The following is a 26,021-nucleotide window of genomic DNA, read 5'->3' on the forward strand; positions in this document are numbered from 1 at the left end:
CGCGTCACAGGGCGCCGTGCCGGAAGGCGTAGGCCACCGCCTCGGTGCGGTTGCGCAGGCCCAGCCGACCCGTCACCCCGCTGATCACCTGCTTGATCGTGCGCTCGGAGTAGTTCAGCCGGCGCCCGATGTCCGCGGTGTCCAGGCCCTCCGCGAGCAGCCGCAGTACCTCCACCTCTCTGGTCCCCAGTCCCGAGAACGTCAGCCCGGCGGGTTCCAGCACGCTGCTGCGCAGGCCGAGCACCTGGTCGACGAGTCTTCCTTGGAGCGCGGACGGCAGCACGGCGTTGCCCCGGGCCGTCTCCCGGACGGCCTCGGCCACCGCGTCGAATCCCGCCGAGGTGCGTGCCACCACGCCGCGCAGCCCGTACTGCACGGCGGGCAGGACGTACCGGTCGGGGACCTCGCCGGTCACCAGCACGGCGCCGGCTTCCGGATCGTGCGCGCCGGCGGCCAGCGAGCGCAGCAGATCCAAGGTGGCGCCGGTGAACCGGTCCGCGAAGACGAGGTGCACATCGGCCCGGTGCCGCTCTGCCGAGGGAAGGGGCCGCAGCCCGGCGTAGTCGCGCAGCCGCGCCCGCGCGCCCTCCGCCGTCAAGGCGTCCTCGGCGGTCACCGACACGCCCACCGGCCCGGACCGGGGGCTGCCGTGCCGGGAACCGCCGGGCGCCGACCTGCCGCTGCGCGGAGGCACTGCCGCTCGTACCCCGTCGGCGGGAACGGACGAGGCGGCCGGAGCCGGGACGGGGAGGGTGAGGAGCACGTGGGTGCACCGCCGATCTGGTGTCCGGGCCGGCGGCCGGAACCGGGGCCCGCGGGAGGGGTCGTCGCGGCCGCGGCCGGTCTGCGCGGCAAAGCACCACGGCCGCCGCCGCGGTCTCTTCCACCCTGCCCCGTGCCACCTGGCATCGGCTTGGCATCCGCTTGCCGTCTGTCTGCCGCGACGGGAACTGCCCGGTCCCAGCACGCGGTTCCCACCCGCGCCCGGCCCTGCCCGAACGGACACGGGAGGGCGTCCGATCAGGCCGCCGCACGCCGCACCGGACCGGAATCGAGGATTCCGTCGGATGGAATGGGACGACCGGCGGCCGACCAGGCGGCCACCGGCCCGGAACACCACTTCGAGGAGACACCACCATGGCACTCGCCTGTGGCCACGACGCCCCCGCCTACGGCCTCCCGGTCTGCGAGCACATCCGGACCGCGACCAACGAGGTCGACTTCTCCATCCACTACACCGGGCAGGGCCACGAACAGCAGCGGATATGCGCCCTGTGCCGCGAAGAAGCCGAGCACGGCCGGCCGGTCGCCGCCGGCCGCATCTGCGAGGACTGTTCGGACACCTCGTACGGGAGCGTGGTCGACTCCGTCGGGCGCCCCGAGATCATCGACGCCTCCCGCCCCGTCCCGGGCGCCGGACCTCTGGTCCCGTTCCCCGCGGAAACGGGTACCGTCCTGGACCTCGCTCCCACCGAGCGGGGACTGCTGCTGCTCGCGGCCGACGGGCGGATCCTGCTGTGGGACGCCGAGGCGGGCTCCTGCACGCACCTGGCCACCACCGGCGTCACCGTGCCGGCCGACGCGAAACCGTGGAGCGGGCACGACAAGGCCCTGCGGCTGCACGCCTCCCGCAACGGCCGGTTCGCCGCCGTCGTCGTCGACTTCGGCCGCACCGGCGAGGTGATCGACCTGACCACCGGAACGGTCACCACCGCCCTGGAGAACGACGGGTACCACAGCGAGACCGTCCCCTACTCCCTCCTGTTCACCGAGCACGCCGGCCGCGACGTCGTCCTGCACCGCACCCGGTGGAACCGGATCGCGGGCACGGACCCGGCGACCGGCGAGCCCGTCCTCCTGATGCCGGAGTCCGAGAAGGAGGCCGCCTGGGCGCACAGCTTCCACGGCGCGCTCCACCTCAGTCCGGGCGCCACCCGCCTGGCTTCGGACACCTGGGTGTGGCACCCGCTGGGCCAGCCCGTCACCTGGGACCTCGCCCGGTGGTTCGCCGAGGGGAAGTCCGCCTGGAACGGCGAGCAGCCCGCCGTCGAATTCCGGCTGCTGCCTCCCTGCGAGTACCACTGGAACCGGCCCATGGTCTGGCTGGACGAGGCGCGGATCGTCCTCGGCGGGCTCGGAGACGACGACGAGGCAGTGGTCCCCGGCGCCCGCGTCTTCGACGTCACCCGCATGGTCGACCTCGGAGTCGACGGCTCGCGGCCCGACGAGACGGCGACGTTCGGAGGCCCCGAAGGCCGGTTCTTCGCCGCCGACGGCCTGCTGTACTCGGCAGGCGGAACCGGCTTGGAGATCTGGGACCCCACCTCCGGCGCCCGCATCGGTTCCGTCCCCGACTTCCACCCCACCCACCACGACACCGTCCGCCGCGAACTCGTACAGCTCACCGCGGACGGCGTCCGCCGCCGCCCGACGGCCGAAAGCCTGCCCACCGGCTGAGCCGGAGGCCGGTGTGCTGCGGGGACGCCGTGCTCCTCATGCGCGCCGGCGCGATGCCCGCACCCTGGGTGCGGCCCCGCTTCCCGTGGACTGCCGGATCGGCGGGAACAAAGTCGGCTTCGCAGCCCGGGTCGACGCGTTGTTGCGGCGGGGCTCAGCGTCCCAGTTGGGCGTCGAGCCAGGTGAGGACCTCGGGCGTGACGGGGTCGGTGATGTCGCGGAACTCCTGGTGCTTGGTGAGGTACTTGGCGACGTAGGGGCAGACGGGGACGATCCGCTTCCCAGCGGCGCGGACGTCGGTGAGGGCCTGCTCGACGAGGACCGCCGCGAGCCCCCGGCCGGCGTACGCGTCGTCGATCTCGGTGTGGAAGAAGACCCGCTGGTCGTCGCGGTCGCGGTAGGCGGTCAGGCCGGCCCGCTGCTCGTCGACGAGGATCTCGTAGCGGTGGCGGGCGTCGACGCGGCGGACGACGGGGGCCGCGGGGGTGGCGGAGTCGGAGGCTTCGGTGTTCTGCTCGCTCATGGCGAAGGCCTTTCGGTGCGGGGCGGGGAGGGGGCTCAGTGGCGGGAGGGGTTTGTGCGGGGGGCGATGACGGCGTTGGGCAGGGCCGGGGCGGGCAGTCGCTCGCCGGGGTAGCCGTCGACGGTGCCGAAGCGGTCGGAGGCGCGCTCCCAGTCCTCCCTCGCCTGGACGATGTCCTGGTGGGCGCGGCCGATGAAGTTCCACCACATCACGATCTCCTCCTCGAAGGGCGGGCCGCCGAGGAGGACCGTCCGAGCCGGGTGGTCGGAGTCGTTGGTGAGGGTGAGGGTGGTGCGGCCGGGGGCGGCGTAGCCGAGTTCCGCGGGGCGCAGGGGAGTTCCGCCGAGGCGGACGTCGCCCTCGTCGACGAGGAGGCCGTGTTCGAAGCCGGGGTCGACGTCGAGGGTGACCGTGGCGCCGGCGTCGATCAGGACTTCGGCGCCGAGGAGCGGGGTGAAGGTGCGTACGGGGGAGGTGTCGCCGGCGAGGGTGCCCAGGAAGACCCGCAGCTGCGCGCCGTGGACGCGGAACGGCGCAGGTGCGTGATGCTGGAACTCCCTCGGCGCGTGGCGGTGTTCGGCGGGGAGGGCCACCCAGAGCTGGACGCCGTGCAGGACGGTGGTGCCGGGGGTGGAGACTTCCGTGTGGCTGATGCCGTGGCCCCCGGTCATGAGGTTGATCTCGCCGGGCCGTACGAAGGCGTGCGTGCCCAGGCTGTCGCGGTGCTCGATCTCCCCGCTGAACAGCCAGCTCACCGTCTGGAGCCCGGTGTGCGGGTGCGGGGCGACGTCCATGCCGCCGGAATCCGCGACCCGGTCGGGGCCGTAGTGGTCGGCGAAGCACCAGGCCCCGATGAGCGTCCGGGACCGCTGGGGCAGGGTGCGGCGTACGGTCATCGCCCGCGGCCCGCCCAGTGGGACGTCCCGGGCGGTGAGGACCTCGATGCCGACCTCTGTCGCGGTCGCGGTCTCGCTCGCGGTCTGGACCTCGGTGTGATCCATCTCCCGGCCCCTCTCCCACCAAAGTAGTTTCGTTTTCAACAACTATCGGTGATCATAAGTCCCGAAGGCAACCCGCGACAACAGGCGAAGGAGCACAGGGTGATCGAGACGGCACATGCCGCGCAGGCCCCCCGGGCCACCGGTCGGATCTACCTCGACAAGCAGAGCCCCGCCGCGTACCAGGCGCTGGTCGGGACCGCCGACGCCGTGCGCGCGACGGCTGCCGACGCCGGTCTGGACCGGATCATGGTAGAGCTGGTCAACCTCCGCGTGTCCCAGCTCAACGGTTGCGCGTTCTGCCTCGACGTCCACACCCGGGCGGCCCTGCGCGCCGGGGAGACCACTCGTCGCCTCGGCGTGCTCGCCGCCTGGCGGGACACCGAGCTCTTCTCCGCCCGCGAGCGCGCCGCTCTCGCCCTGGCCGAGGCCGCCACCCACCCCGCCGACGCCCTCGCCCAGGAGCGGGCGTACGCGCAGGCGGGGGAGGTGCTGGACGACGACGAGATCTCCGCCGTGGTCTGGGTGGCGATCGCGATCAACGCCTTCAACCGGGTCTCCATCCTGAGCAAACACCCGGTACGGGAGGCTCCCGCCCGCTGACCCGCCGGCCGGGCCGGGGCGCCGGGCCGGACCGCCAGGCCCATCGCGAGGTCGAGGAGCACGACCAGGAGTGCCCCGAGTGCCTCGGCGCCTTGAAGTGATCCACCTCCGTCTCGAGCAGTGCCACTTGCCCGAGACGGGCTGGGGTTTGCTCAACCTGACGGGTGGCGTCGTCACGGCGGGCAAGGTCTGGACGGACGACGGTGAGGTCTACGAAGTCCACTCGCTCAAGCGCCGTGCCGCGACGGCGACCCGACCTGTACCCATTCCGCCGCAGTTCGTCCGTGTCCTGCGTGCCCACGTGGAGCGCTTCGCTGTCGCCCCGGACGGGCGGCTGTTCCGGAACCAGGCAGGCAACTACGTGGAGGCGGCGGCGTACGGGATCACGTGGTCGAGGGCGCGGGAGTACGTCCTGACCCGCACGGAGCTCGCGGCCGGTCTGGCGAAGCGGCCCTATGACCTCCGGCATGCCGGGATCTCGTTCTGGCTCCACTCGGGTGTCGACCCTGCTGAGTGTGCTCGGCGGGCCGGTCACAGCATCCACGTCCTGTTCAAGTACTACGCCAAGTTCCTCGATGGCGTTCAGGAGCAGGCCAACCGTCTCATCGAGCAGTCCACGGAGGAGTGGGACCGCGTCAGCAAGGGCGTGCCACCCACCCGGTGAGCCCGGTTTGGTCCGTGACTGGTCCGGAACAGCCGGTCTGGAGTGGGGGAGGCGCGGGAGAAACTGGGAGGAACAGGAAAACCTGATATCCGCGTCGAGTGGGTCGCGCCAACGGCGCCTGACGGGCAAAACCCCAGGTCAGGCGCCGTTTCTCGTGCTCCTAGAAGAAGCCGAGCTTCTTCGGCGAGTACGAGACGAGGAGATTCTTCGTCTGCTGGTAGTGCTGCAGCATCATCTTGTGGGTCTCGCGGCCGATGCCCGACTGCTTGTAGCCGCCGAAGGCGGCGTGGGCGGGGTAGGCGTGGTAACAGTTCGTCCAGACGCGGCCCGCCTGGATCGCCCGGCCGGCGCGGTAGGCCGTGTTGATGTCCCGGGTCCAGACGCCCGCGCCCAAGCCGTACGCCGTGTCGTTGGCGATGCGCACGGCGTCCTCGAAGTCCTGGAAGGCGGTCACCGACACCACCGGGCCGAAGATCTCCTCCTGGAAGATCCGCATGCGGTTGTCGCCCTCGAAGATGGTCGGCTGGACGTAGAAGCCGCCCGCGAGGTCACCCTCCAGTTCCTGGCGACGGCCGCCCGTGAGGAGCTTCGCGCCCTCCCGCCGGCCGATCTCCACGTACGACAGGACCTTCTTCAGCTGCTCCTGCGACGCCTGGGCCCCGATCATCGTGTCCGTGTCCAACGGGTGCCCCGGCACGATCAGTTCGGTGCGGGCCACGGCCGCGTCCAGGAAATCCCCGTACCGGCCCCGCTCGATCAGGGCCCGCGAGGGGTTCGTGCACACCTCGCCCTGGTTGAGCGCGAACATGGTGAAGCCCTCCAGGGCCTTGTCGCGCAGGTCGTCGTCCTGCGACCAGATGTCGTCGAAGAACAGGTTCGGGCTCTTGCCGCCGAGTTCCAGCGTGACCGGCTTCAGGTGCTCGGCCGCGTACTGCATGATCAGCCGCCCCGTCGCCGTCTCCCCGGTGAAGGCGACCTTCGCCACGCGCGGGCTCGACGCGAGCGGCTTGCCGGCCTCCTCGCCGAAGCCGTTGACGATGTTCACCACGCCCGGCGGCAGCAGGTCCGCGACCAGGCCCAGCCAGTAGTGGACGGAGGCCGGGGTCTGCTCGGCCGGCTTGAGGACCACGGTGTTGCCCGCGGCCAGCGCCGGAGCCAGCTTCCACACGGCCATCAGGATCGGGAAGTTCCACGGGATGATCTGCCCGACCACGCCCAGCGGTTCGTGGAAGTGGTAGGCGACCGTGTCGTCGTCGATCTGGCTGAGCGCGCCCTCCTGGGCCCGCAGCGCGCCCGCGAAGTACCGGAACTGGTCGATGGCCAGGGGCAGGTCGGCCGCCAGGGTCTCGCGCACCGGCTTGCCGTTCTCCCAGGTCTCCGCGACCGCGAGGGCCTCCAGGTTCTGCTCCGTCCGGTCCGCGATGCGCAGCAGGATCGACGACCGGTCGGCGACCGAGGTCCGGCCCCAGGCGGGCGCCGCCGCGTGCGCCGCGTCCAGCGCCCGTTCCACGTCCTCGGCGGTGCCCCGGGCGACCTCCGTGAAGGTCTGGCCGTTGACGGGGGAGGGGTTCGCGAAGTACCGCCCGCGGGCGGGCGCGACGTACTCGCCGCCGATGAAGTGGTCGTAGCGCGACGCGTACGACATGAGCGCCCCGTCGGTACCGGGCGCAGCGTAACGGGCCATGGAGTCCTCCCCTTGCCGGGCGCCGGCCGCCGTCGGACAGCGCTCGGGTGGAGGCTAGGAGCGGGCGGGTTGCGGATACGTTGCAGGCCGCCCGCGCCGGCCCGGCCGGGCCCCCAGCTCGCGGTCCAGGGCGCGTACCCGGGCCAGCGCGGCCGGCCTGCCCTCGGGCGGCAGCGCCGCCGCCAGCGCCCGCCACGCCTCCGGGTCGTCAGCGCCCCACGCACTGCACACCCAGTCGGCCAGCAGCCCCGCGTCCGCCCGCGCGATCAGGGCCGCCCGCGCCTGGTCCTCGATCCGCCGGCGCAGCCGGACCACCCCGGGCGCCGTCGAGGCCGGCAGCAGCGGGCCCGGATAGGGGTGGAGGGCCGCGGAGACCGCTCCCGCCGCCAACTGCCGCGTCAGGGCGGTGAAGTCCGCGTCCAGCGGACCGGCCGTGCGATAGGGACGCGACAGCGGTGCCGAGGTCCCCAGCAGCGCGCGCAGCCGGGACATCTCGGCGCGCAGCGTCACCGGAGACACCGACTCGTCCTCGTAGAGGGCGATCGACAGCTCCTCGCCCGACAGGCCCTCGGGGTGATGCGCGAGCAGGGCCATGATCTCGCTGTGCCGGCGGCCCAGCCGCACCCGCCGGCCCCCGCTCACCAGCAGCGCTTCGTCCCTGCCGAGGGCCGTGAGGCAGTCCCGCGGGGCCGGCGGCCCCTCGTCGAGCAGGGCCAGCTGGGCCTCCGCCGCCCGGGCCACCGCCCGTACGAACGCCAGGGAGTGCGGGTGCGCGAGGCCGTCGCCGCCGGTGATGTCCACCGCGCCCAGCAGCCTGCCCGTACGCGGATCACGCACCGGCGCCGCCGCGCAGGTCCACGGGTGCACCCGACGGCTGAAGTGCTCGGCCCCGAAGACCTGCACGGGCTCGCCCACCGCCACAGCCGTACCGGGGGCGTTGGTCCCCATCGCGCCCTCCGCCCAGCGCGTGCCCGGGACGAAGCCCAGGCCCTCGGCCCGCCGCAGGGTGGCCGGTTCGCCCTCCACCCACAGCAGGCTGCCCCGCGCGTCGCACACCGCCAGCAGGTGCGCCCCGTGGGCGGCGAACGCGCCGACGAGATCCCGGAACAGCGGCATCACCCGGGCCAGCGGGTGCTCCTCCCGGTACGGACGCAGCTCCGCGTCCGCCAGCTCCACCCGCGGCGCGCACTCCGGGCTCAGCCGGGCCCGCGCGCACCGCCGCCAGGACCGCGCGATGACCGCCCGCACCGGGGTCTCCACCCGCCCGTCCCGGGTGAACGAGGCGTGCGCCCGGCGCAGTTCGCGCGAGCGGGCCGCCGGATCGGCCCCGTCCGGCAGTGCCACCGACGGATCCCGGTCGCCCATGTCACCCTCCCGTGGTGCCGCGGTACCCGGAGCGCCCCCATCGTCCTCGCGGCACCGCGGCCCCGGCAAGCGGTACGTCGGCCACGGCGCGGGCCGGGCTCCGGCCGGTTCGGGCCGGTTCGGGCCGGAACGCGCGTGGCGGGAGCCGGCCCGGCGCCCGCGGCATCAGCCCGCCGGGTCGGCCTCCAGCGCCGACGCGGGGTCCGGCGCCGACGGGCCCGACGGGATCCACCGGCCCTCCTCGCGGCGGTACGGCCACCAGCGGCCCTCCCGGCCCAGCCGGATCTGGCGGCCCGCCCCCGCCTGCGTCCAGCGCGCCCGGACCCTGCGCAGCACCGGAGCCTCTTCGTCGGCCCCGTCGCCGGCCTCCTCGTCCGCCCAGGCCGCGGCCAGTGCCGCCCGGGCGCGGGCCAGCGTGGCCCGGTCCGGCATCCAGTCGTCCTCCAGCGCGGCCAGGCCCGGGGCCGCGCCGAAGCCCCAGGCGAGCACGGCCAGTTCCATGTCGGCCCGGCTGCGCCCGGTAGCCGCCGCCAGGCGGGAGCGGACCCGGACGTCACCGGCCTCGCGCGTGAGTCGTACGGCGTCTTCCGCCTCCGTGAGCGGGGCCGGCGCGGGGCGGTCGGCGTGGTCCGGAGCGACCGCCTCCGCCAGCAGCCGGAACGCCTCGGCCGCGGCTGCCTGCGCGAGGAACTCCACCGCGTGCACGTCGAGCCCGTCCGGCTCGTCCTCCGTGTCCAGGGCCGGCGGCTGCCCCGGAGCCCGCGGCAGGTCCGGCAGCGGGGGCAGCGGCGGCGACCCCGCCCGCGCCGCCGCGTACGCCTGCTCCGCCGCAACACCCGCGTCGGCAGCCGTCCCGCGCGCGTCCCGGGCCCGGGTCCGCGCCTGGTTCCGGCCCTGGGCCCGGGCGTTCGCGGTGCTGCGCGCCTCCAGCCCGTCCAGCAGCTGCCGTTCGCCGCGGCCGCGAAGGAGCAGCAGGACGAAGGGGTCCTGGTCCAGCAGCCGGGCCACCTGGTAGCAGAGCGCGGCCGTGTGCGGGCAGTGGTCCCACTCGCCGCAGTCGCAGCGCGGATCGAAGTCCCCTATACCGGGCAGCAGTTCCACCCCGGCCGCCGCCGCGTCCTGCGCGAGCTCCGGCGGAACCTCCCGGTCCAGCAGCGCCGCGATGTACCCCGACTCCGCGGCCGCGAGCCCCAGCAGCCGGTCCCACTCTGCCTGCGAGAACTCCTGCACCAGCACGTCCGTCCGGTGCGCCGTCCCGTCCCGGTCGCGCACGACCGCCGTGAGCCCGCCCGGACGCACCGAGACCGCCCCCACCGCGCCCGAGCGCGCGACCCGGCGGCCCTGGCGGACCTGCTCGCCGTCGAGCGCGCTGTCCTCCAGGGCGCGCAGCCAGGCATGGCCCCACCAGGTCCGGGCGAAGTGGCGCCCGGGCGCGGGCGGGAGCGCCGCGAAGGTCTTCTCGTACGGGTCCCCGGTCTGGTTCATCGCCCACTCCCCGCGGCCGGGCGCAGCGCCACGAGTTCGGCCAGTTCGGCATCGGTCAGTTCGGTCAGCGCGCTCTCGCCGCCCGCGAGGACGGCGTCGGCCAGCGCCCGTTTGCGTTCGAGGAGGCGTGCGATGCGGTCCTCGACGGTGCCCTCGGCAATGATGTGGTGGACCTGTACGGGCTGGGTCTGGCCGATGCGGTAGGCGCGGTCGGTGGCCTGTTCCTCGACGGCCGGGTTCCACCAACGGTCGAAGTGGACGACGTGGCCGGCGCGGGTGAGGTTCAGGCCGGTGCCGGCGGCCTTGAGGGACAGCAGGAAGACGGGGACCTCACCGGCCTGGAAGCGGTCCACGAGCTCCTCGCGGCGTGCGACCGGGGTGCCGCCGTGCAGGAGCTGCGAGGCGATCCCCCGGGCCGACAGGTGCCGCTCGATCAGCCGGGCCATCGTCACGTACTGCGTGAAGACCAGCACCGAACCGCCCTCGGCAACGATCGTGTCCAGCAGCTCGTCCAGCAGGGCGAGCTTGCCCGAGCGGTGCGGCAGCCGGGGCTGCTCCTCCTTCAGGTACTGGGCGGGGTGGTTGCAGATCTGCTTGAGCGAGGTCAGCAGCTTGACCACCAGGCCGCGCCGCTCCATCCCGTCCGCCTCCGCGATCGCCGCGAGGGTCTCGCGTACGACGGCCTCGTAGAGCGCGGTCTGTTCGCCGGTGAGGGACACCGCGTGGTCGGTCTCCGTCTTCGGCGGCAGCTCGGGCGCGATACCGGGGTCGGACTTCTTGCGCCGCAACAGGAACGGCCGTACCAGCGCGGCCAGGCGGACCGCCGCCTGCGGGTCGCGGCCGCTCTCGACCGGTTCGGCGTAGCGGGCGCGGAAGGTACCGAGGCGGCCCAGGATCCCCGGCGTCGTCCAGTCGAGGACGGCCCACAGCTCGGAGAGGTCGTTCTCCACCGGAGTGCCGGTCAACGCCACGCGGGCCCGCGCCGGGACGGTCCGCAGGGCCTTGGCGGTGGAGGAGTGCGGGTTCTTGACGTGCTGCGCCTCGTCGGCGACGACCAGGCCCCAGTCGGTGGCGGCGAGCGCGGGCGCGTCCAGACGCATCGTGCCGTACGTGGTGAGCACGAACTCCCCGGCGCCGGGCGTGGGGCCGGCCAGGCTGCGGGCCGGCCCGTGGAAGCGGCGCACGGGGGTGCCGGGCGCGAACTTCTCGATCTCCCGCTCCCAGTTGCCCAGCAGCGAGGCCGGGCACACCACCAGGGTGGGGCCGGCGGTGGCCGCGCCCGGGCGGTTGCGGTGCAGGTGGAGCGCGATGAGGGTGACGGTCTTGCCCAGGCCCATGTCGTCGGCGAGGCAGGCCCCGAGGCCGAGCGAGGTCATCCGGGCCAGCCAGCGCAGGCCGCGCAGCTGGTAGTCGCGCAGGCTGGCCCGGAGCCCGGGCGGGGCAGCGATCCCCTCGTCTTCCCGCGCGTCGCCGGTGAGCCGTGCGCGCAGGCGTTCCACCGCGCCGGAGGCCTCCACGGCGACCCGCTCGCCGTCGATCTTCGCGGATCCGGTGAGTACGGCGGCCAGCGCGTCCACGGCGGCGACCGTACGGTCCTGGAGCGCGCGGGCCCGGCGGGCCTCGGCGGGGTCGATCAGCACCCACTGGTCGCGCAGCCGCACCAGGGGGCGGTTCGCCTCGGCGAGGCGGTCCAGCTCGGCGGGGGTGAGGTCGCCCCGGTCGCCGAGGGCGTGGCGCCAGCTGAAGGAGAGCAGGGCGCCGGGCGAGAGCAGACCGGAGGGAAGGGAGCTCCCGGCGGTGTCCTGCGTGTCCGGGGAGCCGGGACGTGTCGGGGACGGGGGGCCGACGACGGCGCGCGGGGTCAGCCCGCGGACGAGCCCGCGCGGCCAGTGCACCTGCACCCCGTCGGCGGCGAGCGCGGCGGCGGCTTCGCCGAGCAGCTCCGTGACCTCCTCGTCGGCGAGCTCGACGGAGTCCGGGACGGCAGCGCCCAGCAGCGGGGCGAGTGGTGGCCACAGCCGGGCGGCCCGGCGCAGGGCCCGCAGGGCGTCCAGCCGGGCGCCGGGCGGGAAGGCGGCAGCGGCGGCTCCGGAACCGGCCCAGACGTCGGCGGCGTCGGCGACCAGCGCGGCATCGGCCGGGCTGTGCATCTGGAGGACGGCGCGAAAGCCCCCGGCGCGCCCGGCGGCTTCGGAGGCGGTGGTGGCCCCGTCCGCCTCGGCCGCGGCGCGAGCCCCGGCGGCCCCGGCGGCTTGGGGTGCCCGGCCGGGTTCCCGGGTGAGCTCGATCCGGAGGGAAAGGCGCGCGCCGGCATCGTGACCGGCGGCCACCTCCGCGGCCCACTCGCGCAGGTCGGGGCGTCGCTCGGCCGGGCGCGCCGCGAAGGCGGGCCCACCGGCGGCCGCGGGCGCCGCGGGGGAGCGCGGCAGGGTGTCGGCGACCGCGTCGAGGAAGGCGCGCAGCAGCGGCTCCGCGGCGGGCAGCCGGGGCGGCCCCTGCAGATCGAGCGCCCCCTCCGGATCGATCGGTACGCAACGGGCGGCGGGCGGCATGGCGGCGGCCAGGGCGCGCACTTCGTCGAGGTCGACCGCTTCCAGTGGCCCGATCCGCCAGGCGTCGTGGCCGGCGGGGCTGACGCCCGGCAGTAGTTTGCCCTGCGCGGCGAACCGCAGGGCCAGCAGCGCGGCGGCGCCCCAGAAGGCGGTGCTGCCGCTGTCGGCCGCGGTTTCGGCCCGGGTGCGAGCGCGGGTCAGCACGGGGAGGGCCTCGTCGATGGTCAGCACGAGTGCGCGCACGGGGGTCCGCCGCAGGTCGGGAGTGACGACGGTCAGCTCCTCGAAGCTGCCCGCGCCCGTCCACGGGCGCGCACCCGTGCCTGTTCCGTCCGCCTGCCAGAGGGCGATCCGGCCGCCGCGGGCCGGGTCGCCGGGAAGGAAGACGGCGGAGCGGTTGATGAGGTCGGAGATCTCGGGGAGCACGCATTCCTCAAATTTGACTACCAGAGTCGGGGTGGCCGAGGGTACCTCAACCCGTGCCCCGGGAACGCGCGGTCGTGGCGGCGCGTTGAGGGGGTAGTGGTCGACGTCACAAGGAAGGTGTCCGCAGATGTCCAACAGCGGAAAGGTCGCGGTTGCCGGAGTGGTGGCAGCCATCGTGTTGTTCTGGGCGGTGGGTTTCTGGGCGGGCCTGCTGGTCCTGATCGGGGTGCCGGCCGCGGCCTACCTCCTGCTGGACTCGTCCCAGCGGCGTCGGGTGCGCGGTCTGTCCAGCAAGCAGATCGGCCGCTGACGGCGGCGCGGCGCGAGCCGCGCGGCGAAGGTCGTTCCGAGGAGAGGAGAGACCGGGCTCCGGTTGGCGGGCGGAGCCCGGCGGACGTGGCCGCGGGGCAGGTGTTCGGCGCGGTCCGCCCGGAGCGGCCGGCTCAGGCCGCGCCGCTCACGACCACGGGCGGGAGGTCGGCTTCGAGCAGCATCTGGGACGCGTGGTCCACGAGGTTGCGCAGCACCGGCTGGTAGGCCTCGTCACCGCCCAGCTCGTCCAGGATCCGGTAGGCCTCGGCGCGGAAGCCGTCGATCTCCGCGCGGTAGCGGTCGAGGGCGACGGGCGCCCGAAGGAGGCTCGCGAGTTCCGCCCTGGCCTGATGTGACCGGCTCGCGGCGGCGCACAGCCCCAGGATGTGTTCCCGGGAAAGCGGCGACGCGTCCTCGAGCACGGAGGCGAGCAGATAGGTCACCGTGCCGTTGAGCAGGTCCTCGTCGCGGCCGGACAGGATGTCTTCCTGATCGTTGAAGATCTGCCACAGGATTCCGAAGACGTAGCCGAATTCGCGCCACAATTCGACCTTCTCGTCCGTGGTGCCCGAGAATATGGCGGCCATTGCCGTGATCATGCCGAAGGGTGCACCGGATTTGCCGCGGTACGTCTCCACCACCGATTTGCGGGAGGCGCTGCAGATGTCTCCGCGCATGTCGTCTATCTGGCCGTCGACGCCTATGATCCAGCCGTTCAGGATCTCGGTTATCAGAGCGCCGTGCGCCGCCTCCGGAAGATCTTGCGCCAGGATGATCTGAATGGGTAGCGCATTTCCGGTGATGACGGAGGCGAGTAGTGCTTCGTCCTCGGTGAGCTCGCCGGAGATCGACGCGCCGTTGGCGTCGGCCAGGTCGTCGAGATAGCAGGCCGAGGTCCACCACAGCAGGTGCACCGCCGACAGGGGAAGGGCCGGCCCGGGATTCCCCGTCTCTATCGCGTGCGTGAGCAACGGGAGCACCGACAGGGGATGTCTCAGTTTGCGCTGCTCCAAGAGCTTGGCCACGGAGTTCCTGGTGGTCGCCGCGACCGGGCCGAGCCGGTCCAGAGCGGTTTCGATCTCCGCATCGATGTCCTGTGCGACCTTGCGGTGCAGGTCCAGGTACGACATGGAATTCAAGAGTGGCCTCCATCATGGAATGAGCGTGGGGGTGAGGTGCGCACCCTTTGAGCCGTGTGACTGGCCGATTCGATCATTCCGGAGGAGGGGGATCCAGAGCGATTTTCAGTCGCCCTGGCCGAATCCCATTAGTTGAGGCGTTAAACTACCGGCGGTAACAATGATTTTCCGCCAGTGAATCGATCAGTAGTAGCCATCCATCAAGGTGGTCGCCCAGTCGGGCTGCCGCAGTTCACCGCGCGGCCCGAATTCGACCATGTAGGGCTTCAGGTCGAGGACCGGTGTGCCGTCCACGGCGTCGAGCCCCTCCACGTGGACGTCCAGTCCCTCCACCTTCACCACCCGGCACCGCGAGACGCCCAGCCGGTTGGGCCTGTTCTTGCCGCGCTGCGCGAAGATGCCGACCAGCGGCCAGTCCGGGTTGTTACGCGGGTGCCGCGCACCCGTCTCGACCTTCTCCGCCGGCACCCGGTCGAAGTGGTAGACGACCTCGACGTGCGAGAACTCCTCCAGCCCGTACAGGGCTTCCGGGCCGAACCGGTCGCCGTCCAACCGGATCACGGCCGTCTCCCGCCCCCAGTCGTCGTCCGCGACTTCGGCGCGACCACCCACGACCACACCCACCGGCTCCGACTCCACCACCGTGTCCCCCTCGTGCCGTCGCCCGCGCGTACGCCGTTCGTCCGCGCGCCGCTGTTCGTCCCTCTCCCGCGGCCCGGTCCGGCCGAGGGTCACGCCGGCCGGACCGCGACGCCGTCGAGCGCCGCCAGCAGGTCCGTCAGGTCGGGATCCCCCTTCCGGGGGACCGTGAGCACCTCGCCCGGTTCTTCGTCCAGGAGGACGAAGGCCGCCTCGCCGGTGCGGGCCACCAGCGACCAGCCGGGCCCGTCCACGCGCAGGGTCCGGGCCCCCTCGCCGGCGAAGGAGGACCGCACGCGGCCGGGCGGCGGCGGCGTTCGCGTGTACTCCAGCGCCTGCTCCAGAGCACGCTTGAGTCCGGGATGCGCCGCGGCCGCGGCTCCGCCGTCCGTCGCCACGCGCTCGCGCCAGTCGGCCCATTCCCGTGCGATCTGGTCCGCGCCCAGTCGGCGCTGCACCGGGCCCCACGCCTCCGCCGAGGGCGGCGCCAGGGGCACCCGCCCCGTACCGTCCGCACCCTGCTCCGGATCGTGCGGCTCCGGGATCCCCGACGCGGCCACCGACAACTCCACCGGCCAGCCCGCCAGCGAGACCACGATCGTCCGCTCGTCTGGCGACAGGTCGTATTCCATGCCGCAGTCCCAGGAGGCGATGGCAGCGGCCACGAGCGAGACGTCGTCGACGACGACCGTCCAGCGCGCCCCCTCCTCGTCCTGGCCCAGCACCAGCCCGTACCCCTCCCGGTTGGGCGCCACGCCCAGCAGGGAGCAGGCCTCGGGGAAGTCGTCACCCAGGAAGCTGGGGAACTGCGCGGGGGTCAGGAGTACGGCGGTCAGCACGTACAGCGAGCCGCCACCCTCGTCGTCGGACACCTGGCCTCCAGCTTGCTCTCTCGTCGGCGCACCTTAACCAGCGGGTAACCCGCGCGTCGAGAGCTTGCGGGCCACGATTTCCAAGGCTGCTACCTGCACGTAGAGTTGGGGACCCGCCACAGAAAGGGACACCCGGTGCAGCGTTACGACCGGCTGAAGGAGATCCTCCGGCTCGACCCGGACAAGGACTTCCTCGCCATCTACCGGCTCACCGCCACCTACGAGTTCCCCTGGGACTTCACCCGCGCCCTGGAGCTCGCGCTGTTCCGGACGTACGCCGTCCCCCGAATCGGCGGCCTGCTGGCCGAGACCGCCGAGTTCACCGACCGGGCCCAGAAGCGCTACGACGACACCGCGCTGCTCCTCGACGCGGTCGTCGAGCACGGCTTCGACAGCGACACCGCGCGCACGGCCATCCGCCGCGTCAACCAGATGCACCGCAGCTACGACATCTCCAACGACGACATGCGCTACGTGCTGTGCACGTTCGTGGTGATTCCGGCACGCTGGCTGGACGCCTACGGCTGGCGTCCGATGACCTACCACGAGCGCCGGGCGAGCGCCAACTACTACGCCACGCTCGGCCGACACCTGGGCATCACGGACATCCCGGACTCCTACGAGGAGTTCGAAGCCACCCTCGTCGCCTACGAAGCGGCCCACTTCGGCTGGGACGAAGGGGCCCGCAAGGTCGCCGACTCCACCCTCGACCTGATGGCGTCCTGGTACCCGGCGCCGCTCGCACCCGCCGTGCGCCGAGGGGGGATCGCCCTTCTCGACGATGCGCTGATCGACGCCTTCCGGTACGAGGCCCCCCACGCCGGTGTGCGGAAGCTGGTGCAGGGCGCGCTGCGGCTGCGGGGCCGTGCGGTCCGGCTGCTGCCCCCGCGCAGGGCCCCGCACTACGCCCGCCAGAACCCGGAGATCAAGGGCTACCCGGGTGGCTACGACGTGGGCGAGCTCGGCACGTTCCCCGTGCCCGGTTCGGGCGCCTGCCCCGTGCCGCATCCGCGCCGGCCCGCCGGGGCCGAGGCCCAGCCCCCGGCCTGATCCCGGGCACCTCCGCGGGCGCCGGGCGCGGTGCCGTCGTACAGGTGTGTCAGGGCCGGCGCAGGGCCAGCGCCAGGAAGCGGTGGTCCTCGTCGGCGTACGAGGTCATGTCCCAGCCTGCGGCGGACAGGAGCGGGCCGAGGTTGTGTTCGGCCCGCAGGTCCTGCGGGGTCAGCTCGCGGCCCTGGCGTGCGGCGAGCGCCGCCCGCCCGATCGGGTGGAAGAGCGCCAGTCGGCCGCCGGGGCGGACCACCCGCGACAGCTCGCGCAGGTTCGCCGCCGGATCGGGCAGGTGCGCGACGAGCCCGGAGGCGAACACCGCGTCCAGGGCCTCGTCGCGCAGGGGCAGCCGGGCCACGTCGGCGAGCAGCAGCGCACCCTCGGCGGCGCGTCCGGCCCGCCGTGCGGCGGCCAGCATCTGAGGGGTGAGGTCCACGCCCAGCACGGTCCCCTCGGGTCCGACGGCGGCCCGCAGTGCGCCCAGGGCCCGCCCGGTGCCGCAGCCCGCGTCGAGCACGCGGTCCCCGGGCCGCAGCCCGAACTCCCTCACGGCGGCGGCGAAGGCGGGTCCGTCCTGCGGGAACTTGCGGTCCCAGTCGGCGGCCCGCGCCCCGAAGAACTCCTGCACGTGCGTGTGGTCTTCGCTCATGGGCCCATGATCCCCCACCCCCGCCCGCCCGGCTGTCCAAGGACCGTGCGCAAGGTGGCACGCGGGGTGATCGAAGGTGAACGTAGCTCTGTCATATTCCAGCACTTCCAGCTGCTTTCGAAATGCGCCCCCTGTTCGCGCCCTCACCCGGACTAGCGTCCGTTGGCCATGGGACACCTGGGACATCTGGACCACGCCGCCTACGGCTGGCTGACACCCGTGCTGTCATACGTGATGGCATCGATCGGCGCCGCCCTCGGGCTGCGCTGCACCGTCCGCGCCCTCGCCGCGACCGGAGCCGTCCGCCGCAACTGGCTCCTCACCGCGGCCTCCGCCATCGGAACCGGCATCTGGACCATGCACTTCGTCGCGATGCTCGGCTTCGAGGTCACCGGCACGGAGATCCACTACAACGTGCCGCTCACCATCCTGAGCCTGCTCGTCGCCATGCTGGTCGTCGGCGCCGGAGTCTTCGCCGTCGGCTTCGGCAAGGCGCGCGGCCGTTCCCTCGTACTGGGCGGCCTCACCACCGGCCTCGGCGTCGCCAGCATGCACTACCTGGGCATGGCGGCCCTGCGCCTGCACGGCGAGGTCTCCTACGACCCGCTCCTCGTCGGGCTCTCCGTCGTCATCGCCGTGGTCGCTGCCACCGCCGCCCTGTGGGCCGCGCTCAACATCAAGTCGCCCGTGGCCGTTGCCGCCGCCTCCCTGGTCATGGGCGCGGCCGTCAGCAGCATGCACTACACGGGGATGACGGCGGTCGCCGTCAGCGTCAGCCCCTCGGACGCGGCCCTGCCCGGAGCCACCGCGATGCAGTTCATCTTCCCGCTCGCCGTCGGACTGGGCTCCTACCTGTTCATCACCGCCGCCTTCGTCGCGCTGTCCCCGACAGCCGACGAGCGCGCCGCCTCCGCCTCCGCCCGTCACCTGGGGGAGCACACCGCGGCCGCGCACTGACCCGTTCCGCCCGCCCCGTGCGGTGGGCCGCGCACGTCCCATCGCACGGCCCGCCCGCCGTCCGACGATCCACCCCCGCCGTCGGACGACCCCCACCATCCGCCGATCCACCCATCGACCGACCGCGCCCGTAGGCACCGCCCGGAACGAGGAGCCCATGCGAACACCCCGCAAAAGACCGGAAGCAGCGGCGCCGCGGCTGTCCGCGCCCCCGGCACGCGGCCGCCGGGCCCACGCCGGGCCGCCGGCCGAGGAACGGGCGCAGGACCGCGCCCGGCAGCAGCCGCACCGGGCGGACGGCGCCGGCCCGCCCGGCCCGCCCGGCCCTGCCGTCCCGCGCGAGCGCGGCCCCCGGCTGCGGCTGCGCCCCGCCACCGTCCGCGCGAAGATCGTCTCCCTGCTGATGGTGCCGGTCGTCTCGCTCCTCGCGCTCTGGGCCTTCGCCACCGTCAACACCGCCCAGGACATAGCCCGGCTGGGGCGGGTCCAGCAGGTCGACTCCGAGATACGCGCCCCCATTGCCGCCGCCGTGACCGAGCTCCAGGCCGAACGGCGCGCAGCCGTCCGCCTCCTGGCCGACCCCGCCGCCGACGCGGGCGCCCTCGACCAGCAGGCCCGCCGCACCGACAGCGCCGTCCGCAGCCTGCGGCTCGGCGACCGCCACACCGTCGCCGACTCCGGCGACTACCGCTCGGACACCGTGGTCCGGCTGGACGCCTTCGTCGTCGCCGCCGAGGCGCTGGGATCGGCCCGGAAGGACATCACCGACCGCCGCGCCACCCCCGAGGCCGCTCTCGCGATCTACACCCGGGTGGTCGACGCCGCATTCGCCGTGGGCGGCTCCCTCTCGGGGGGCGAGAACGCCGAACTCGGCCCCGACGCGCGGGTCCTGCTCGAATTCGCCCGAGCCGCGGAACTCCTGTCGCGCGAGGACGCCCTGCTCGCCCTGCCGGGCCAGCGCAGCGCCGAAACCATTCGGCAGCTGACCGGCGCCGTCGAGTCCCGCCGGGCGCTCACCGAGACCGCGGCCCGCGACCTGCCCGCCGCCCAGCAGGACGCCTGGCAGTCCGTCGCCAAGAGCGCCGCCTACGCCGACCTCACCGGTGCCGAGGACCGCGCACTGGCCGCCGGCACCTCCAAGGACGCCCGCGGCGCGCCCGCCGGATGGGAAACCGCCCACAGTCGGATCAGCACCTCGATGCGCGAGATCGAGGAGGCCGCGCACACCGCGGCCGCAGACCGCGCCGACCCCGTCGCCGAAGGGGCGTTCAGCCCCGCGGGGGCCGCCGTCCTGCTGGGCCTGGCAGCCGTCGCCGCCTCCCTCGTCATCTCCGTCCGGATCGGCCGGGTCCTGGTCGTCGAACTGGTCTCGCTGCGCAACACCGCCCTGGAGATCGCCCACCGCAAGCTCCCGGGCGCGATGGAGCGGCTGCGCGCCGGCGAGGAGATCGACGTCGCCGCCGAGACCCCGGTCGGCCCGCCTGCCGACGACGAGATCACCCAGGTCGGCGAGGCGCTGTGCACCGTACACCGGGCCGCGCTGAGCGCCGCCGTCGAGCGGGCGGAACTCGCCAGCGGAGTCTCCGGCGTCTTCGTCAACCTCGCCCGCCGCAGCCAGGTCCTCGTGCACAAGCAGCTCACCCTGCTCGACTCCATGGAGCGGCGCGCCGACGACCCGAACGAGCTCGGCGACCTCTTCCGCCTCGACCACCTGACCACCCGGATGCGCCGGCACGCGGAGAGCCTGATCATCCTCTCGGGTGCGGCCCCCGGCCGGGCCTGGCGGATGCCGGTCCCCCTCACCAACGTCGTCCGGGCCGCCGTCTCGGAGATCGAGGACTACCCGCGCGTCGAGGTACGCCAGCTCGCCGAGGCCGCGGTGGTCGGCGGAGCCGTCGCCGACCTCACCCACCTCCTCGCGGAACTCATCGAGAACGCCGCCCAGTTCTCGCCCCCGCACACCAAGGTCAGGGTCAGCGGCGAACCGGTCGGCACCGGCTACGTCCTGGAGGTCGAGGACCGCGGGCTGGGGATGGGCCGCGAAGCCCTGGGCGACGCCAACCGGCGCATCGAGCAGTCCGAGGACCTCGACCTCTTCGACAGCGACCGCCTCGGCCTGTTCGTGGTCAGCCGCCTCTCGGCCCGCCACGGCGTGAAGGTGCACCTGCGCACGTCGCCCTACGGCGGCACCACCGCCGTGGTGCTCCTGCCCCACTCCATGCTCCAGGGCGCCATCACCGTCGGGGACCCGGCCGCCGGACCCGCCGAGGCGGGTTCGGGCCCCGGGCACCGGGAGGAGCGGCCGGCCGGTCCGGTCCGGTCGGCTCCTTCGTCGCCCGTGCCGCAGCGGCAACCGGCCGCGGCCGCGCAGCATCCCCCCGCCGTGGCGGTCGTACGGGACGACGCGCGCGGCCCGGCCGCCGTACGGGACGACGCGCGCGGCATCCCGGCCCGGGACGCCGCCGCCCCCGCGGCGGCCCAGGAGCCGCGTCCGGCACCGGTGGCGCCCCTGCGGCCGCGCGCCGCCGGTGGCGCGGGCATCCGTACGGAGGCCGCCGCACCCGCCTCGGCCCCGGTGGCGGCCTCCGCCTCGGCCTCGGTGACGGAACTGCCGCGCCGGGTGCGCCAGGCCAGCCTCGTTCCGCAGCTCCGGGAGGCCCCCACGCCCAAGGAGCCGGCCGGTGTCCGACTGCCCGAGGACCCTCCGGGCCGCAGCCCGGAGGAGGCCCGGGACCGGCTGGCGGCCTACCGGGCGGGATGGGTCCGCGGCGCCGAGGAGAACTCCCCCCACGCAGGCAGCGAAGGAGAAGTGTGATGATCGAACACCAGAAGGTCGGCCACGACGGCATCCGCAGGTCGGGGGAGCTCGACTGGCTCCTGGACGACCTGGTGCACCGGGTCGTCGAGGTCCGGCACGCCGTGGTCCTCTCCAACGACGGCCTGGCGGTCGGCGCCTCCAGCGCGCTCAGCCGGGAGGACGCCGAGCACCTGGCGGCGGTGGCCTCCGGCTTCCACAGCCTGGCCAAGGGCGCGGGCCGGCACTTCCACGCCGGGGGCGTGCGCCAGACGCTGGTCGAGATGGACGAGGGCTTCCTCTTCGTCGCGGCGGCCGGCGACGGCTCCTGCCTGGCCGTGCTCAGCGCCGCCGGCGCCGACATCGGCCTGATCGCCTACGAGATGGCCCGGCTGGTGAAGCGGGTCGGCGAACACCTCTACACCCCGCCCCGGTTCGCGGCCCGGCCGCCGGCCGCCGGCTGAGGGCGGCGGTCCGGCACATGAACGGCCAGTGGTACGACGCCGAAGCGGGCCCGCTCGTCCGCCCGTACGCCATGACCGGGGGGCGTACCAAGCCGGGACCGCACGGGGTCCGCTTCGACCTGATCGCCCTGGTCGCGGTGGATCCGCAGGGCGGCGCGGACGAGGCGGCCGAGTCCCTGCTCGGCCCCGAACACCGGGCACTGCTGGGGCTCTGCCGGTCCGAGACCCAGTCGGTGGCGGAACTCGCCGCCGACGCCGACCTGCCCGTTGGAGTCGTGCGGGTGCTCCTCGGGGACCTGCTGGAGGGCGGGCACGTCAAGGTCAGCCGCCCGGTGCCGCCCGCCCAATTGCCGGACGAGCGGATTCTGCGTGAAGTCATCGAGGGATTGAGAGCGCTTTGATGGGACAGCACGACAACCGAACCTTCGGATCCTCCGGTTCCTCCGGACGGGCCGGCGACGCCGACACCGACGTGGAAGCCGACGCTCCGGACACGGAACCGGGATCGGTGGAGGAGGACGGCGAACTGGCCGCGCTCGCACTGAAGATCCTCGTGGCGGGTGGCTTCGGGGTGGGCAAGACCACGCTGGTCGGGGCGGTGAGCGAGATCCGGCCGCTGCGCACCGAGGAGCAGCTGAGCGAGGCGGGTGAACGGGTCGACGACACGGGCGGCGTCGCCCAGAAGACGACCACGACCGTGGCCATGGACTTCGGGCGGATCACCATCCGGTCCGGGCTGTCCCTCTACCTGTTCGGCACGCCGGGGCAGGACCGGTTCTGGTTCCTGTGGGACGAGCTGTCCACGGGGGCGCTGGGTGCGGTGGTGCTCGCCGACACGCGGCGGCTGGAGGACTGCTTCCCGGCGGTCGACTACTTCGAGCACCGGCGCATCCCGTTCGTGGTCGCCGTGAACTGCTTCACGGAGGCGCGGCGGTACGGGGCGCACGACGTCTCGCGCGCGCTCGACCTGGAGCAGGGGACGCCGGTGGTGCTGTGCGACGCACGGGACAAGGACTCGGGGAAGGAAGTGCTGATCAGGCTGGTCGAGTACGCCGGGCGGGTGCACACCGCCCGGCTGCTGGACTCGGTGGGGCCGCAGGCCGGTTCCGTGTGAACCGGACCTGCCGCGGGGGTGGGTCAGTCGGACACCCCGGCGACGGAGATCACCTTGTCGATCGGGACGCGGACCAGCAGCTCGCTGGGCACGGCGTTGCGGCGGCCGAACGCCTCGGCCTCCGCCTCGCCCATGTAGCGGGCGGCGATGCGGGTCGCCCAGGCGAGCATCTCGTCCGCGGCGTCGGCGTATTCGCTGATCTCCGCGCGGCCCTGGAGGACGACGTAGGAGAAGGGCGGACGGTCATCGTCCACGCAGAGCGCGACGCGGCCGTCCCTGGCCAGATTGCGCCCCTTGACTGTGTCCTTCCCGGTGTTGAAGACGAAGGAGTCCCCGTCGAGTACGAACCAGACGGGGGCGACGTGCGGACTTCCGTCCTCGCGGACGGTGGAGAGCTTGCCGGTGCGGGTGGAATGGGAGACGAATGCCCGCCATTCCTCTTGAGTCATCTTCTTCGCCATGGGCACATCCTCCTTGCCCGAAAGGCGCTGGTGGGGAAGGCTTGCGGCACGAGTATGCGGGGTGGGGCGCGGCCGAACGGGCCGCGTCAACGGGGAGGGGCTTGGAATGGCACTGGACAAGCAACTGGACTGGCTGCTGGACGACCTGACTCGCAGGGTTCCGCAGGTGCGGCACGCGGTGGTCCTGTCCAATGACGGCCTGGTGACGGGGGCGAGCGCGGGGCTGCCGAGGGAGGACGCGGAACACCTGGCGGCCGTCGCGGCCGGACTGCAGAGCCTGGCGAAGGGCTCGGGGCGGCACTTCAGGGCCGGCGAGGTCCGGCAGACGATGGTCGAGTACGACGACGGGGCGCTCTTCGTCATGGCGGCGGGTGCGGGCAGCTCCCTGTGCGTGCTGAGTGCGGCCGAGGCGGACATCGGCCAGGTCGCGTACGAGATGACGCTGCTGGTCAACCGGGTGGGCGAGCACCTTGGAGTGGCGGAGCGACGCATCACCGGCGGCTGAGCCGGCAGCAGCGCGGGGCGGGCCCGGGGCGCGCTCGGGCGGGGCGGTGGCGTGGAGGTTGTCCACAGGCCTCGCGAGTGTCGTTGCAGAGAGTTACGGTCTTCACGCAGAGTAATCGCTGCTCGTGGGGGAGGACCGTGATGACGCAGATGGTGACCGCGCCGCCGCAGGACAAGGCCGCGCGCGAGGGGGAGAAGGCGGTCGTACGTGCCGACGGCGCCGTAGAGGCGCTGATGGGCAGTGCGCAAGCCGCCGGGGAACTGGGCTTGACCCGGGGTGAGTTGGCCAGGGCAGTCCAGCTGGGGATCGTACGAGCCGGACCGCCGACGGCCGGCGGGGCCTCGCGCTTCGCGCGGGCGGAGCTGGCGCGGGTGCGGGCCGCGACCGCCGGCCTGCCGGACGCGCTGCGCCGACAGGTCGAGACGGTGGCCGGGGCCCAGGCGGCGGCCGAGGTGCTGGGGGTCGGCCCGAGCCGGTTCACCCGGCTCGCGCGCTGCGGACACCTCACCCCCGTCGGCTACCGGATCAACCGCTACCGCGCCGTCGTGTGGCTCTATCTGACCGCGGAGCTGGGGGAGTTCGCCGACCGGGAGCCGGGGATGCTGCGCGGGACGGCGCCCGCCGAGGACAGGGAAGTGCTGGCGGCCAAGGGGGACCTGCGCCCACGCACCTGGCGCGGACGGCACGTGGGGCTCCTGCTGAGACGGACCGCCGATCCCTGGGCGCGCGCGGCCGTACTGGCCGGCGTACTCCCCGAGGACGAGCTGCGCGCGGCCGTGCCCGATCCGGCGGAGCGGATCGTGCTGGCCGCGCTCGCCCCGCCCCCGCCGTACGGGCATCCGCAGGTCCCCGCCGCCGCGGCGGTGGCGGAGGGGCTGCTGCGGGCCGGCCCGCCGGACGAAATCCACTGGTACCGCACCAGCCTGGAGTTCGCCCTGACGGGTGCCCGGGGTCAGTCGAAGTCGACGGGGGAGAGGGGGCCGACGTAGACCCAGGCACCGGCCTCGCGGGCGAAGCTGCTGTGCTCGTGCAGCGAGCCGGTGTGCCGGCCCTCGCGGTAGTGCGCGCGGAACTCCACCGAGCCCTCCGTCTCGAACATCCCGCCGCGTTCCGTGGCGAGGATCTCCAGCCGCTCCCAGCGCTGCCCGGGATCCAGGTCGAGGACGGCCGGGCGCGTCGAGGGGTCCCAGGAGCGCAGCAGGTAGGCGGTGTCACCGACGGCGAAGGCACTGAAGCGGGAGCGCATCAGCAGCTCGGCCGTGGGTGCCTGCCGTTCACCGGAGTGGAAGCGGCCGCAGCACTGCGGATAGGCGGCGGGCAGCCCGCAGGGGCACGGCATGGCGGGGGTGGGCATGGGTCTGCTCAGTTCTTCGGTGCGGGATCGGACGGCCGACCCGACTGGTCCGGGCGCGGCGGCTTGGCGGGGTACGGGCGGAAGAGGCCTTCCTGGACCACGGAGACCAGCAGCCTGCCCTCCAGGTCGTAGATGCGGCCCCGGGCCAGGCCGCGGCCGCCGTGCGCGATGGGGGACTCCTGGTCGTACAGGAACCACTCGTCCGCCCGGAACGGCCGGTGGAACCACATGGCGTGGTCGAGCGAGGCCATGTCGAAACCGCGCATCCCCCACAGGGGTTCCACGGGGATGCGCACGGCGTCGAGGAGGGTCATGTCGCTGGCGTAGGTGAGGGCGCAGGTGTGCACGAGCGGGTCGTCGCCCAGCGGGCCGACGGCGCGCATCCACACCGCGCTGCGCGGATCGGCTCCCTTGAGCTCCTCGGGAGTCCAGCGGAGCCGGTTCACGTAGCGGATGTCGAAGGGCTGGCGGCGGGCCATCCGCTCCAGCGCCTCCGGCAGCGCCCCGAGGTGCTCGCGGATCTCGTCCGCGACCTTGGGGAGCGTGTCGGGATGGGGGTAGTGGTGGGGAGGCAGCTGGTGCTCGATGCTGCCGTCCTCCGGATGATGGAAGGAGGCGGTGAGATTGAAGATCGTCTTGCCCTGCTGGACCGCGGTGACCCGGCGCGTGGTGAAGGACCGCCCGTCGCGCACCCGCTCCACCTGGTACACGATCGGCACCCCGGGGATGCCGGGGCGCAGGAAGTACGCGTGCAGCGAGTGGACCGGGCGGTCGCTCTCGACGGTGCGGCCCGCGGCCACCAGCGCCTGGCCGGCGACCTGGCCGCCGAAGACGCGCTGGAGGGACTCCTGCGGGCTGGCGCCGCGGAAGATGTTGACCTCGATCTGCTCCAGATCGAGCAGATCGACCAGTCTCTCGGCGGGGTTCGTCATTAGAGGATCTCCACTGTCGGGT

General features: G+C 73.6%; 26 protein-coding genes. 12 read left to right on the top strand and 14 right to left on the bottom strand.

Annotated features, from left to right (window positions below; all coding sequences use genetic code 11):
* Positions 1-4: 4 nt before the first annotated feature.
* Positions 5-763: a response regulator transcription factor gene (locus OHA91_RS32555; RefSeq protein ID WP_266503568.1), complete on the bottom strand. Its 759-nt coding sequence runs from the start codon at positions 761-763 to the stop codon at positions 5-7.
* Positions 764-1,137: 374 nt separating this feature from the next.
* Here OHA91_RS32555 and OHA91_RS32560 point away from each other — a divergent pair, with 374 nt between their 5' ends.
* On the top strand, positions 1,138-2,457 hold the full coding sequence (locus tag OHA91_RS32560; RefSeq protein ID WP_266503570.1) for a hypothetical protein: 1,320 nt from the start codon (positions 1,138-1,140) through the stop codon (positions 2,455-2,457).
* Between the two features lie 154 nt (positions 2,458-2,611).
* Here the strand turns inward: OHA91_RS32560 and OHA91_RS32565 are convergent, their stop codons facing one another.
* Both OHA91_RS32565 and OHA91_RS32570 read right to left on the bottom strand, forming a co-directional pair.
* Positions 2,612-2,980 carry a GNAT family N-acetyltransferase gene (locus tag OHA91_RS32565; RefSeq protein WP_266503571.1) on the bottom strand — a complete coding sequence of 123 codons (369 nt, stop codon included), beginning with the start codon at positions 2,978-2,980 and terminating at the stop codon, positions 2,612-2,614.
* Between the two features lie 35 nt (positions 2,981-3,015).
* A complete protein-coding gene (locus OHA91_RS32570) occupies positions 3,016-3,981 on the bottom strand; it encodes a pirin family protein (RefSeq protein ID WP_328740534.1) in 966 nt (321 codons plus the stop codon).
* Between the two features lie 99 nt (positions 3,982-4,080).
* On the opposite strand from OHA91_RS32570, the gene OHA91_RS32575 reads away from it, so the two are divergent.
* Both OHA91_RS32575 and OHA91_RS32580 read left to right on the top strand, forming a co-directional pair.
* Complete coding sequence (locus OHA91_RS32575) at positions 4,081-4,581, top strand: carboxymuconolactone decarboxylase family protein (RefSeq protein ID WP_266503573.1); 501 nt, start codon at positions 4,081-4,083, stop codon at positions 4,579-4,581.
* A 127-nt stretch (positions 4,582-4,708) separates the two neighbouring features.
* A complete protein-coding gene (locus OHA91_RS32580; RefSeq protein ID WP_328740535.1) occupies positions 4,709-5,245 on the top strand; it encodes a hypothetical protein in 537 nt (178 codons plus the stop codon).
* 160 nt (positions 5,246-5,405) lie between these two features.
* Here the strand turns inward: OHA91_RS32580 and exaC are convergent, their stop codons facing one another.
* From exaC to OHA91_RS32600, 4 genes are all read right to left on the bottom strand, one after another.
* Positions 5,406-6,929, bottom strand: a complete 1,524-nt coding sequence (gene exaC, locus OHA91_RS32585; RefSeq protein WP_328740537.1) for an acetaldehyde dehydrogenase ExaC — start codon at positions 6,927-6,929, stop codon at positions 5,406-5,408.
* 54 nt (positions 6,930-6,983) lie between these two features.
* On the bottom strand, positions 6,984-8,294 hold the full coding sequence (locus tag OHA91_RS32590) for a GAF domain-containing protein (RefSeq protein WP_328740538.1): 1,311 nt from the start codon (positions 8,292-8,294) through the stop codon (positions 6,984-6,986).
* Between the two features lie 165 nt (positions 8,295-8,459).
* A complete protein-coding gene (locus tag OHA91_RS32595; RefSeq protein ID WP_328740539.1) occupies positions 8,460-9,779 on the bottom strand; it encodes an SWF or SNF family helicase in 1,320 nt (439 codons plus the stop codon).
* Positions 9,776-12,757 carry a DEAD/DEAH box helicase gene (locus OHA91_RS32600; protein WP_328740540.1) on the bottom strand — a complete coding sequence of 994 codons (2,982 nt, stop codon included), beginning with the start codon at positions 12,755-12,757 and terminating at the stop codon, positions 9,776-9,778. The genes OHA91_RS32595 and OHA91_RS32600 overlap by 4 nt, the downstream gene beginning before the upstream one ends.
* Positions 12,758-12,884: 127 nt before the next feature.
* Between OHA91_RS32600 and OHA91_RS32605 the strand changes: the two genes are divergently transcribed.
* Complete coding sequence (locus OHA91_RS32605) at positions 12,885-13,067, top strand: hypothetical protein (RefSeq protein ID WP_031156614.1); 183 nt, start codon at positions 12,885-12,887, stop codon at positions 13,065-13,067.
* 133 nt (positions 13,068-13,200) lie between these two features.
* Here the strand turns inward: OHA91_RS32605 and OHA91_RS32610 are convergent, their stop codons facing one another.
* The 3 genes from OHA91_RS32610 to OHA91_RS32620 all read right to left on the bottom strand — a co-directional run bounded on the left by OHA91_RS32610 (position 13,201) and on the right by OHA91_RS32620 (position 15,719).
* Positions 13,201-14,199, bottom strand: coding sequence for a polyprenyl synthetase family protein (locus tag OHA91_RS32610; protein ID WP_031156617.1), 999 nt, complete (start codon positions 14,197-14,199; stop codon positions 13,201-13,203).
* A gap of 192 nt (positions 14,200-14,391) precedes the next feature.
* Positions 14,392-14,847: an SAM-dependent methyltransferase gene (locus OHA91_RS32615; protein WP_328741193.1), complete on the bottom strand. Its 456-nt coding sequence runs from the start codon at positions 14,845-14,847 to the stop codon at positions 14,392-14,394.
* Between the two features lie 92 nt (positions 14,848-14,939).
* A complete protein-coding gene (locus tag OHA91_RS32620; protein ID WP_031156621.1) occupies positions 14,940-15,719 on the bottom strand; it encodes a hypothetical protein in 780 nt (259 codons plus the stop codon).
* Positions 15,720-15,854: 135 nt separating this feature from the next.
* Between OHA91_RS32620 and OHA91_RS32625 the strand changes: the two genes are divergently transcribed.
* Positions 15,855-16,769, top strand: a complete 915-nt coding sequence (locus OHA91_RS32625; protein WP_328740541.1) for an oxygenase MpaB family protein — start codon at positions 15,855-15,857, stop codon at positions 16,767-16,769.
* Between the two features lie 49 nt (positions 16,770-16,818).
* Here the strand turns inward: OHA91_RS32625 and OHA91_RS32630 are convergent, their stop codons facing one another.
* Positions 16,819-17,418 carry a class I SAM-dependent methyltransferase gene (locus OHA91_RS32630; RefSeq protein ID WP_031156626.1) on the bottom strand — a complete coding sequence of 200 codons (600 nt, stop codon included), beginning with the start codon at positions 17,416-17,418 and terminating at the stop codon, positions 16,819-16,821.
* A gap of 177 nt (positions 17,419-17,595) precedes the next feature.
* On the opposite strand from OHA91_RS32630, the gene OHA91_RS32635 reads away from it, so the two are divergent.
* The 5 genes from OHA91_RS32635 to OHA91_RS32655 all read left to right on the top strand — a co-directional run bounded on the left by OHA91_RS32635 (position 17,596) and on the right by OHA91_RS32655 (position 22,747).
* Positions 17,596-18,375: an MHYT domain-containing protein gene (locus tag OHA91_RS32635; RefSeq protein ID WP_031156628.1), complete on the top strand. Its 780-nt coding sequence runs from the start codon at positions 17,596-17,598 to the stop codon at positions 18,373-18,375.
* Between the two features lie 157 nt (positions 18,376-18,532).
* On the top strand, positions 18,533-21,190 hold the full coding sequence (locus OHA91_RS32640) for a sensor histidine kinase (RefSeq protein WP_328740543.1): 2,658 nt from the start codon (positions 18,533-18,535) through the stop codon (positions 21,188-21,190).
* Positions 21,190-21,633 carry a roadblock/LC7 domain-containing protein gene (locus OHA91_RS32645; protein WP_031156633.1) on the top strand — a complete coding sequence of 148 codons (444 nt, stop codon included), beginning with the start codon at positions 21,190-21,192 and terminating at the stop codon, positions 21,631-21,633. Before OHA91_RS32640 ends, OHA91_RS32645 begins: the two co-directional genes overlap by 1 nt.
* 17 nt (positions 21,634-21,650) lie before the next feature.
* Positions 21,651-22,034 (top strand): DUF742 domain-containing protein, encoded by a 384-nt coding sequence (locus OHA91_RS32650; RefSeq protein ID WP_031156636.1) that lies wholly within the window; start codon positions 21,651-21,653, stop codon positions 22,032-22,034.
* Positions 22,034-22,747 carry a GTP-binding protein gene (locus OHA91_RS32655; RefSeq protein ID WP_245240258.1) on the top strand — a complete coding sequence of 238 codons (714 nt, stop codon included), beginning with the start codon at positions 22,034-22,036 and terminating at the stop codon, positions 22,745-22,747. The genes OHA91_RS32650 and OHA91_RS32655 overlap by 1 nt, the downstream gene beginning before the upstream one ends.
* Before the next feature lie 23 nt (positions 22,748-22,770).
* Here the strand turns inward: OHA91_RS32655 and OHA91_RS32660 are convergent, their stop codons facing one another.
* Positions 22,771-23,208, bottom strand: a complete 438-nt coding sequence (locus tag OHA91_RS32660) for a PPOX class F420-dependent oxidoreductase (protein WP_266503596.1) — start codon at positions 23,206-23,208, stop codon at positions 22,771-22,773.
* 106 nt (positions 23,209-23,314) lie between these two features.
* Between OHA91_RS32660 and OHA91_RS32665 the strand changes: the two genes are divergently transcribed.
* Positions 23,315-23,713, top strand: a complete 399-nt coding sequence (locus OHA91_RS32665; protein ID WP_030657457.1) for a roadblock/LC7 domain-containing protein — start codon at positions 23,315-23,317, stop codon at positions 23,711-23,713.
* A 140-nt stretch (positions 23,714-23,853) separates the two neighbouring features.
* Positions 23,854-24,702: a DUF6397 family protein gene (locus tag OHA91_RS32670; protein WP_051893672.1), complete on the top strand. Its 849-nt coding sequence runs from the start codon at positions 23,854-23,856 to the stop codon at positions 24,700-24,702.
* On the opposite strand, the gene OHA91_RS32675 is transcribed toward OHA91_RS32670, so the two are convergent.
* The gene (locus tag OHA91_RS32675; RefSeq protein WP_031156647.1) at positions 24,666-25,067 is read right to left on the bottom strand and encodes a YchJ family protein; all 402 of its coding nucleotides are present in this window, start codon (positions 25,065-25,067) and stop codon (positions 24,666-24,668) included. The genes OHA91_RS32670 and OHA91_RS32675 overlap by 37 nt on opposite strands.
* An 8-nt stretch (positions 25,068-25,075) precedes the next feature.
* Positions 25,076-25,999: an acyl-CoA thioesterase gene (locus OHA91_RS32680; RefSeq protein ID WP_266503606.1), complete on the bottom strand. Its 924-nt coding sequence runs from the start codon at positions 25,997-25,999 to the stop codon at positions 25,076-25,078.
* Positions 26,000-26,021 lie beyond the last annotated feature (22 nt).

The sequence above is a fragment of the Streptomyces erythrochromogenes genome (assembly GCF_036170895.1).
In the GTDB taxonomy this organism is placed as follows: Bacteria; Actinomycetota; Actinomycetes; order Streptomycetales; family Streptomycetaceae; genus Streptomyces; species Streptomyces erythrochromogenes.

Excerpts from the sequence above, each read along its gene's own strand:
- OHA91_RS32560 (WP_266503570.1), top strand. The coding sequence starts at position 1,138 with ATGGCACTCGCCTGTGGCCACGACGCCCCCGCCTACGGCCTCCCGGTC.
- OHA91_RS32565 (WP_266503571.1), bottom strand. The coding sequence starts at position 2,980 with ATGAGCGAGCAGAACACCGAAGCCTCCGACTCCGCCACCCCCGCGGCC.
- OHA91_RS32570 (WP_328740534.1), bottom strand. The coding sequence starts at position 3,981 with ATGGATCACACCGAGGTCCAGACCGCGAGCGAGACCGCGACCGCGACA.
- exaC (WP_328740537.1), bottom strand. The coding sequence starts at position 6,929 with ATGGCCCGTTACGCTGCGCCCGGTACCGACGGGGCGCTCATGTCGTAC.
- OHA91_RS32590 (WP_328740538.1), bottom strand. The coding sequence starts at position 8,294 with ATGGGCGACCGGGATCCGTCGGTGGCACTGCCGGACGGGGCCGATCCG.
- OHA91_RS32595 (WP_328740539.1), bottom strand. The coding sequence starts at position 9,779 with ATGAACCAGACCGGGGACCCGTACGAGAAGACCTTCGCGGCGCTCCCG.
- OHA91_RS32605 (WP_031156614.1), top strand. The coding sequence starts at position 12,885 with ATGTCCAACAGCGGAAAGGTCGCGGTTGCCGGAGTGGTGGCAGCCATC.
- OHA91_RS32610 (WP_031156617.1), bottom strand. The coding sequence starts at position 14,199 with ATGTCGTACCTGGACCTGCACCGCAAGGTCGCACAGGACATCGATGCG.
- OHA91_RS32630 (WP_031156626.1), bottom strand. The coding sequence starts at position 17,418 with ATGAGCGAAGACCACACGCACGTGCAGGAGTTCTTCGGGGCGCGGGCC.
- OHA91_RS32640 (WP_328740543.1), top strand. The coding sequence starts at position 18,533 with ATGCGAACACCCCGCAAAAGACCGGAAGCAGCGGCGCCGCGGCTGTCC.
- OHA91_RS32645 (WP_031156633.1), top strand. The coding sequence starts at position 21,190 with ATGATCGAACACCAGAAGGTCGGCCACGACGGCATCCGCAGGTCGGGG.
- OHA91_RS32650 (WP_031156636.1), top strand. The coding sequence starts at position 21,651 with ATGAACGGCCAGTGGTACGACGCCGAAGCGGGCCCGCTCGTCCGCCCG.
- OHA91_RS32655 (WP_245240258.1), top strand. The coding sequence starts at position 22,034 with ATGGGACAGCACGACAACCGAACCTTCGGATCCTCCGGTTCCTCCGGA.
- OHA91_RS32660 (WP_266503596.1), bottom strand. The coding sequence starts at position 23,208 with ATGGCGAAGAAGATGACTCAAGAGGAATGGCGGGCATTCGTCTCCCAT.
- OHA91_RS32665 (WP_030657457.1), top strand. The coding sequence starts at position 23,315 with ATGGCACTGGACAAGCAACTGGACTGGCTGCTGGACGACCTGACTCGC.
- OHA91_RS32670 (WP_051893672.1), top strand. The coding sequence starts at position 23,854 with ATGACGCAGATGGTGACCGCGCCGCCGCAGGACAAGGCCGCGCGCGAG.
- OHA91_RS32675 (WP_031156647.1), bottom strand. The coding sequence starts at position 25,067 with ATGCCCACCCCCGCCATGCCGTGCCCCTGCGGGCTGCCCGCCGCCTAT.
- OHA91_RS32680 (WP_266503606.1), bottom strand. The coding sequence starts at position 25,999 with ATGACGAACCCCGCCGAGAGACTGGTCGATCTGCTCGATCTGGAGCAG.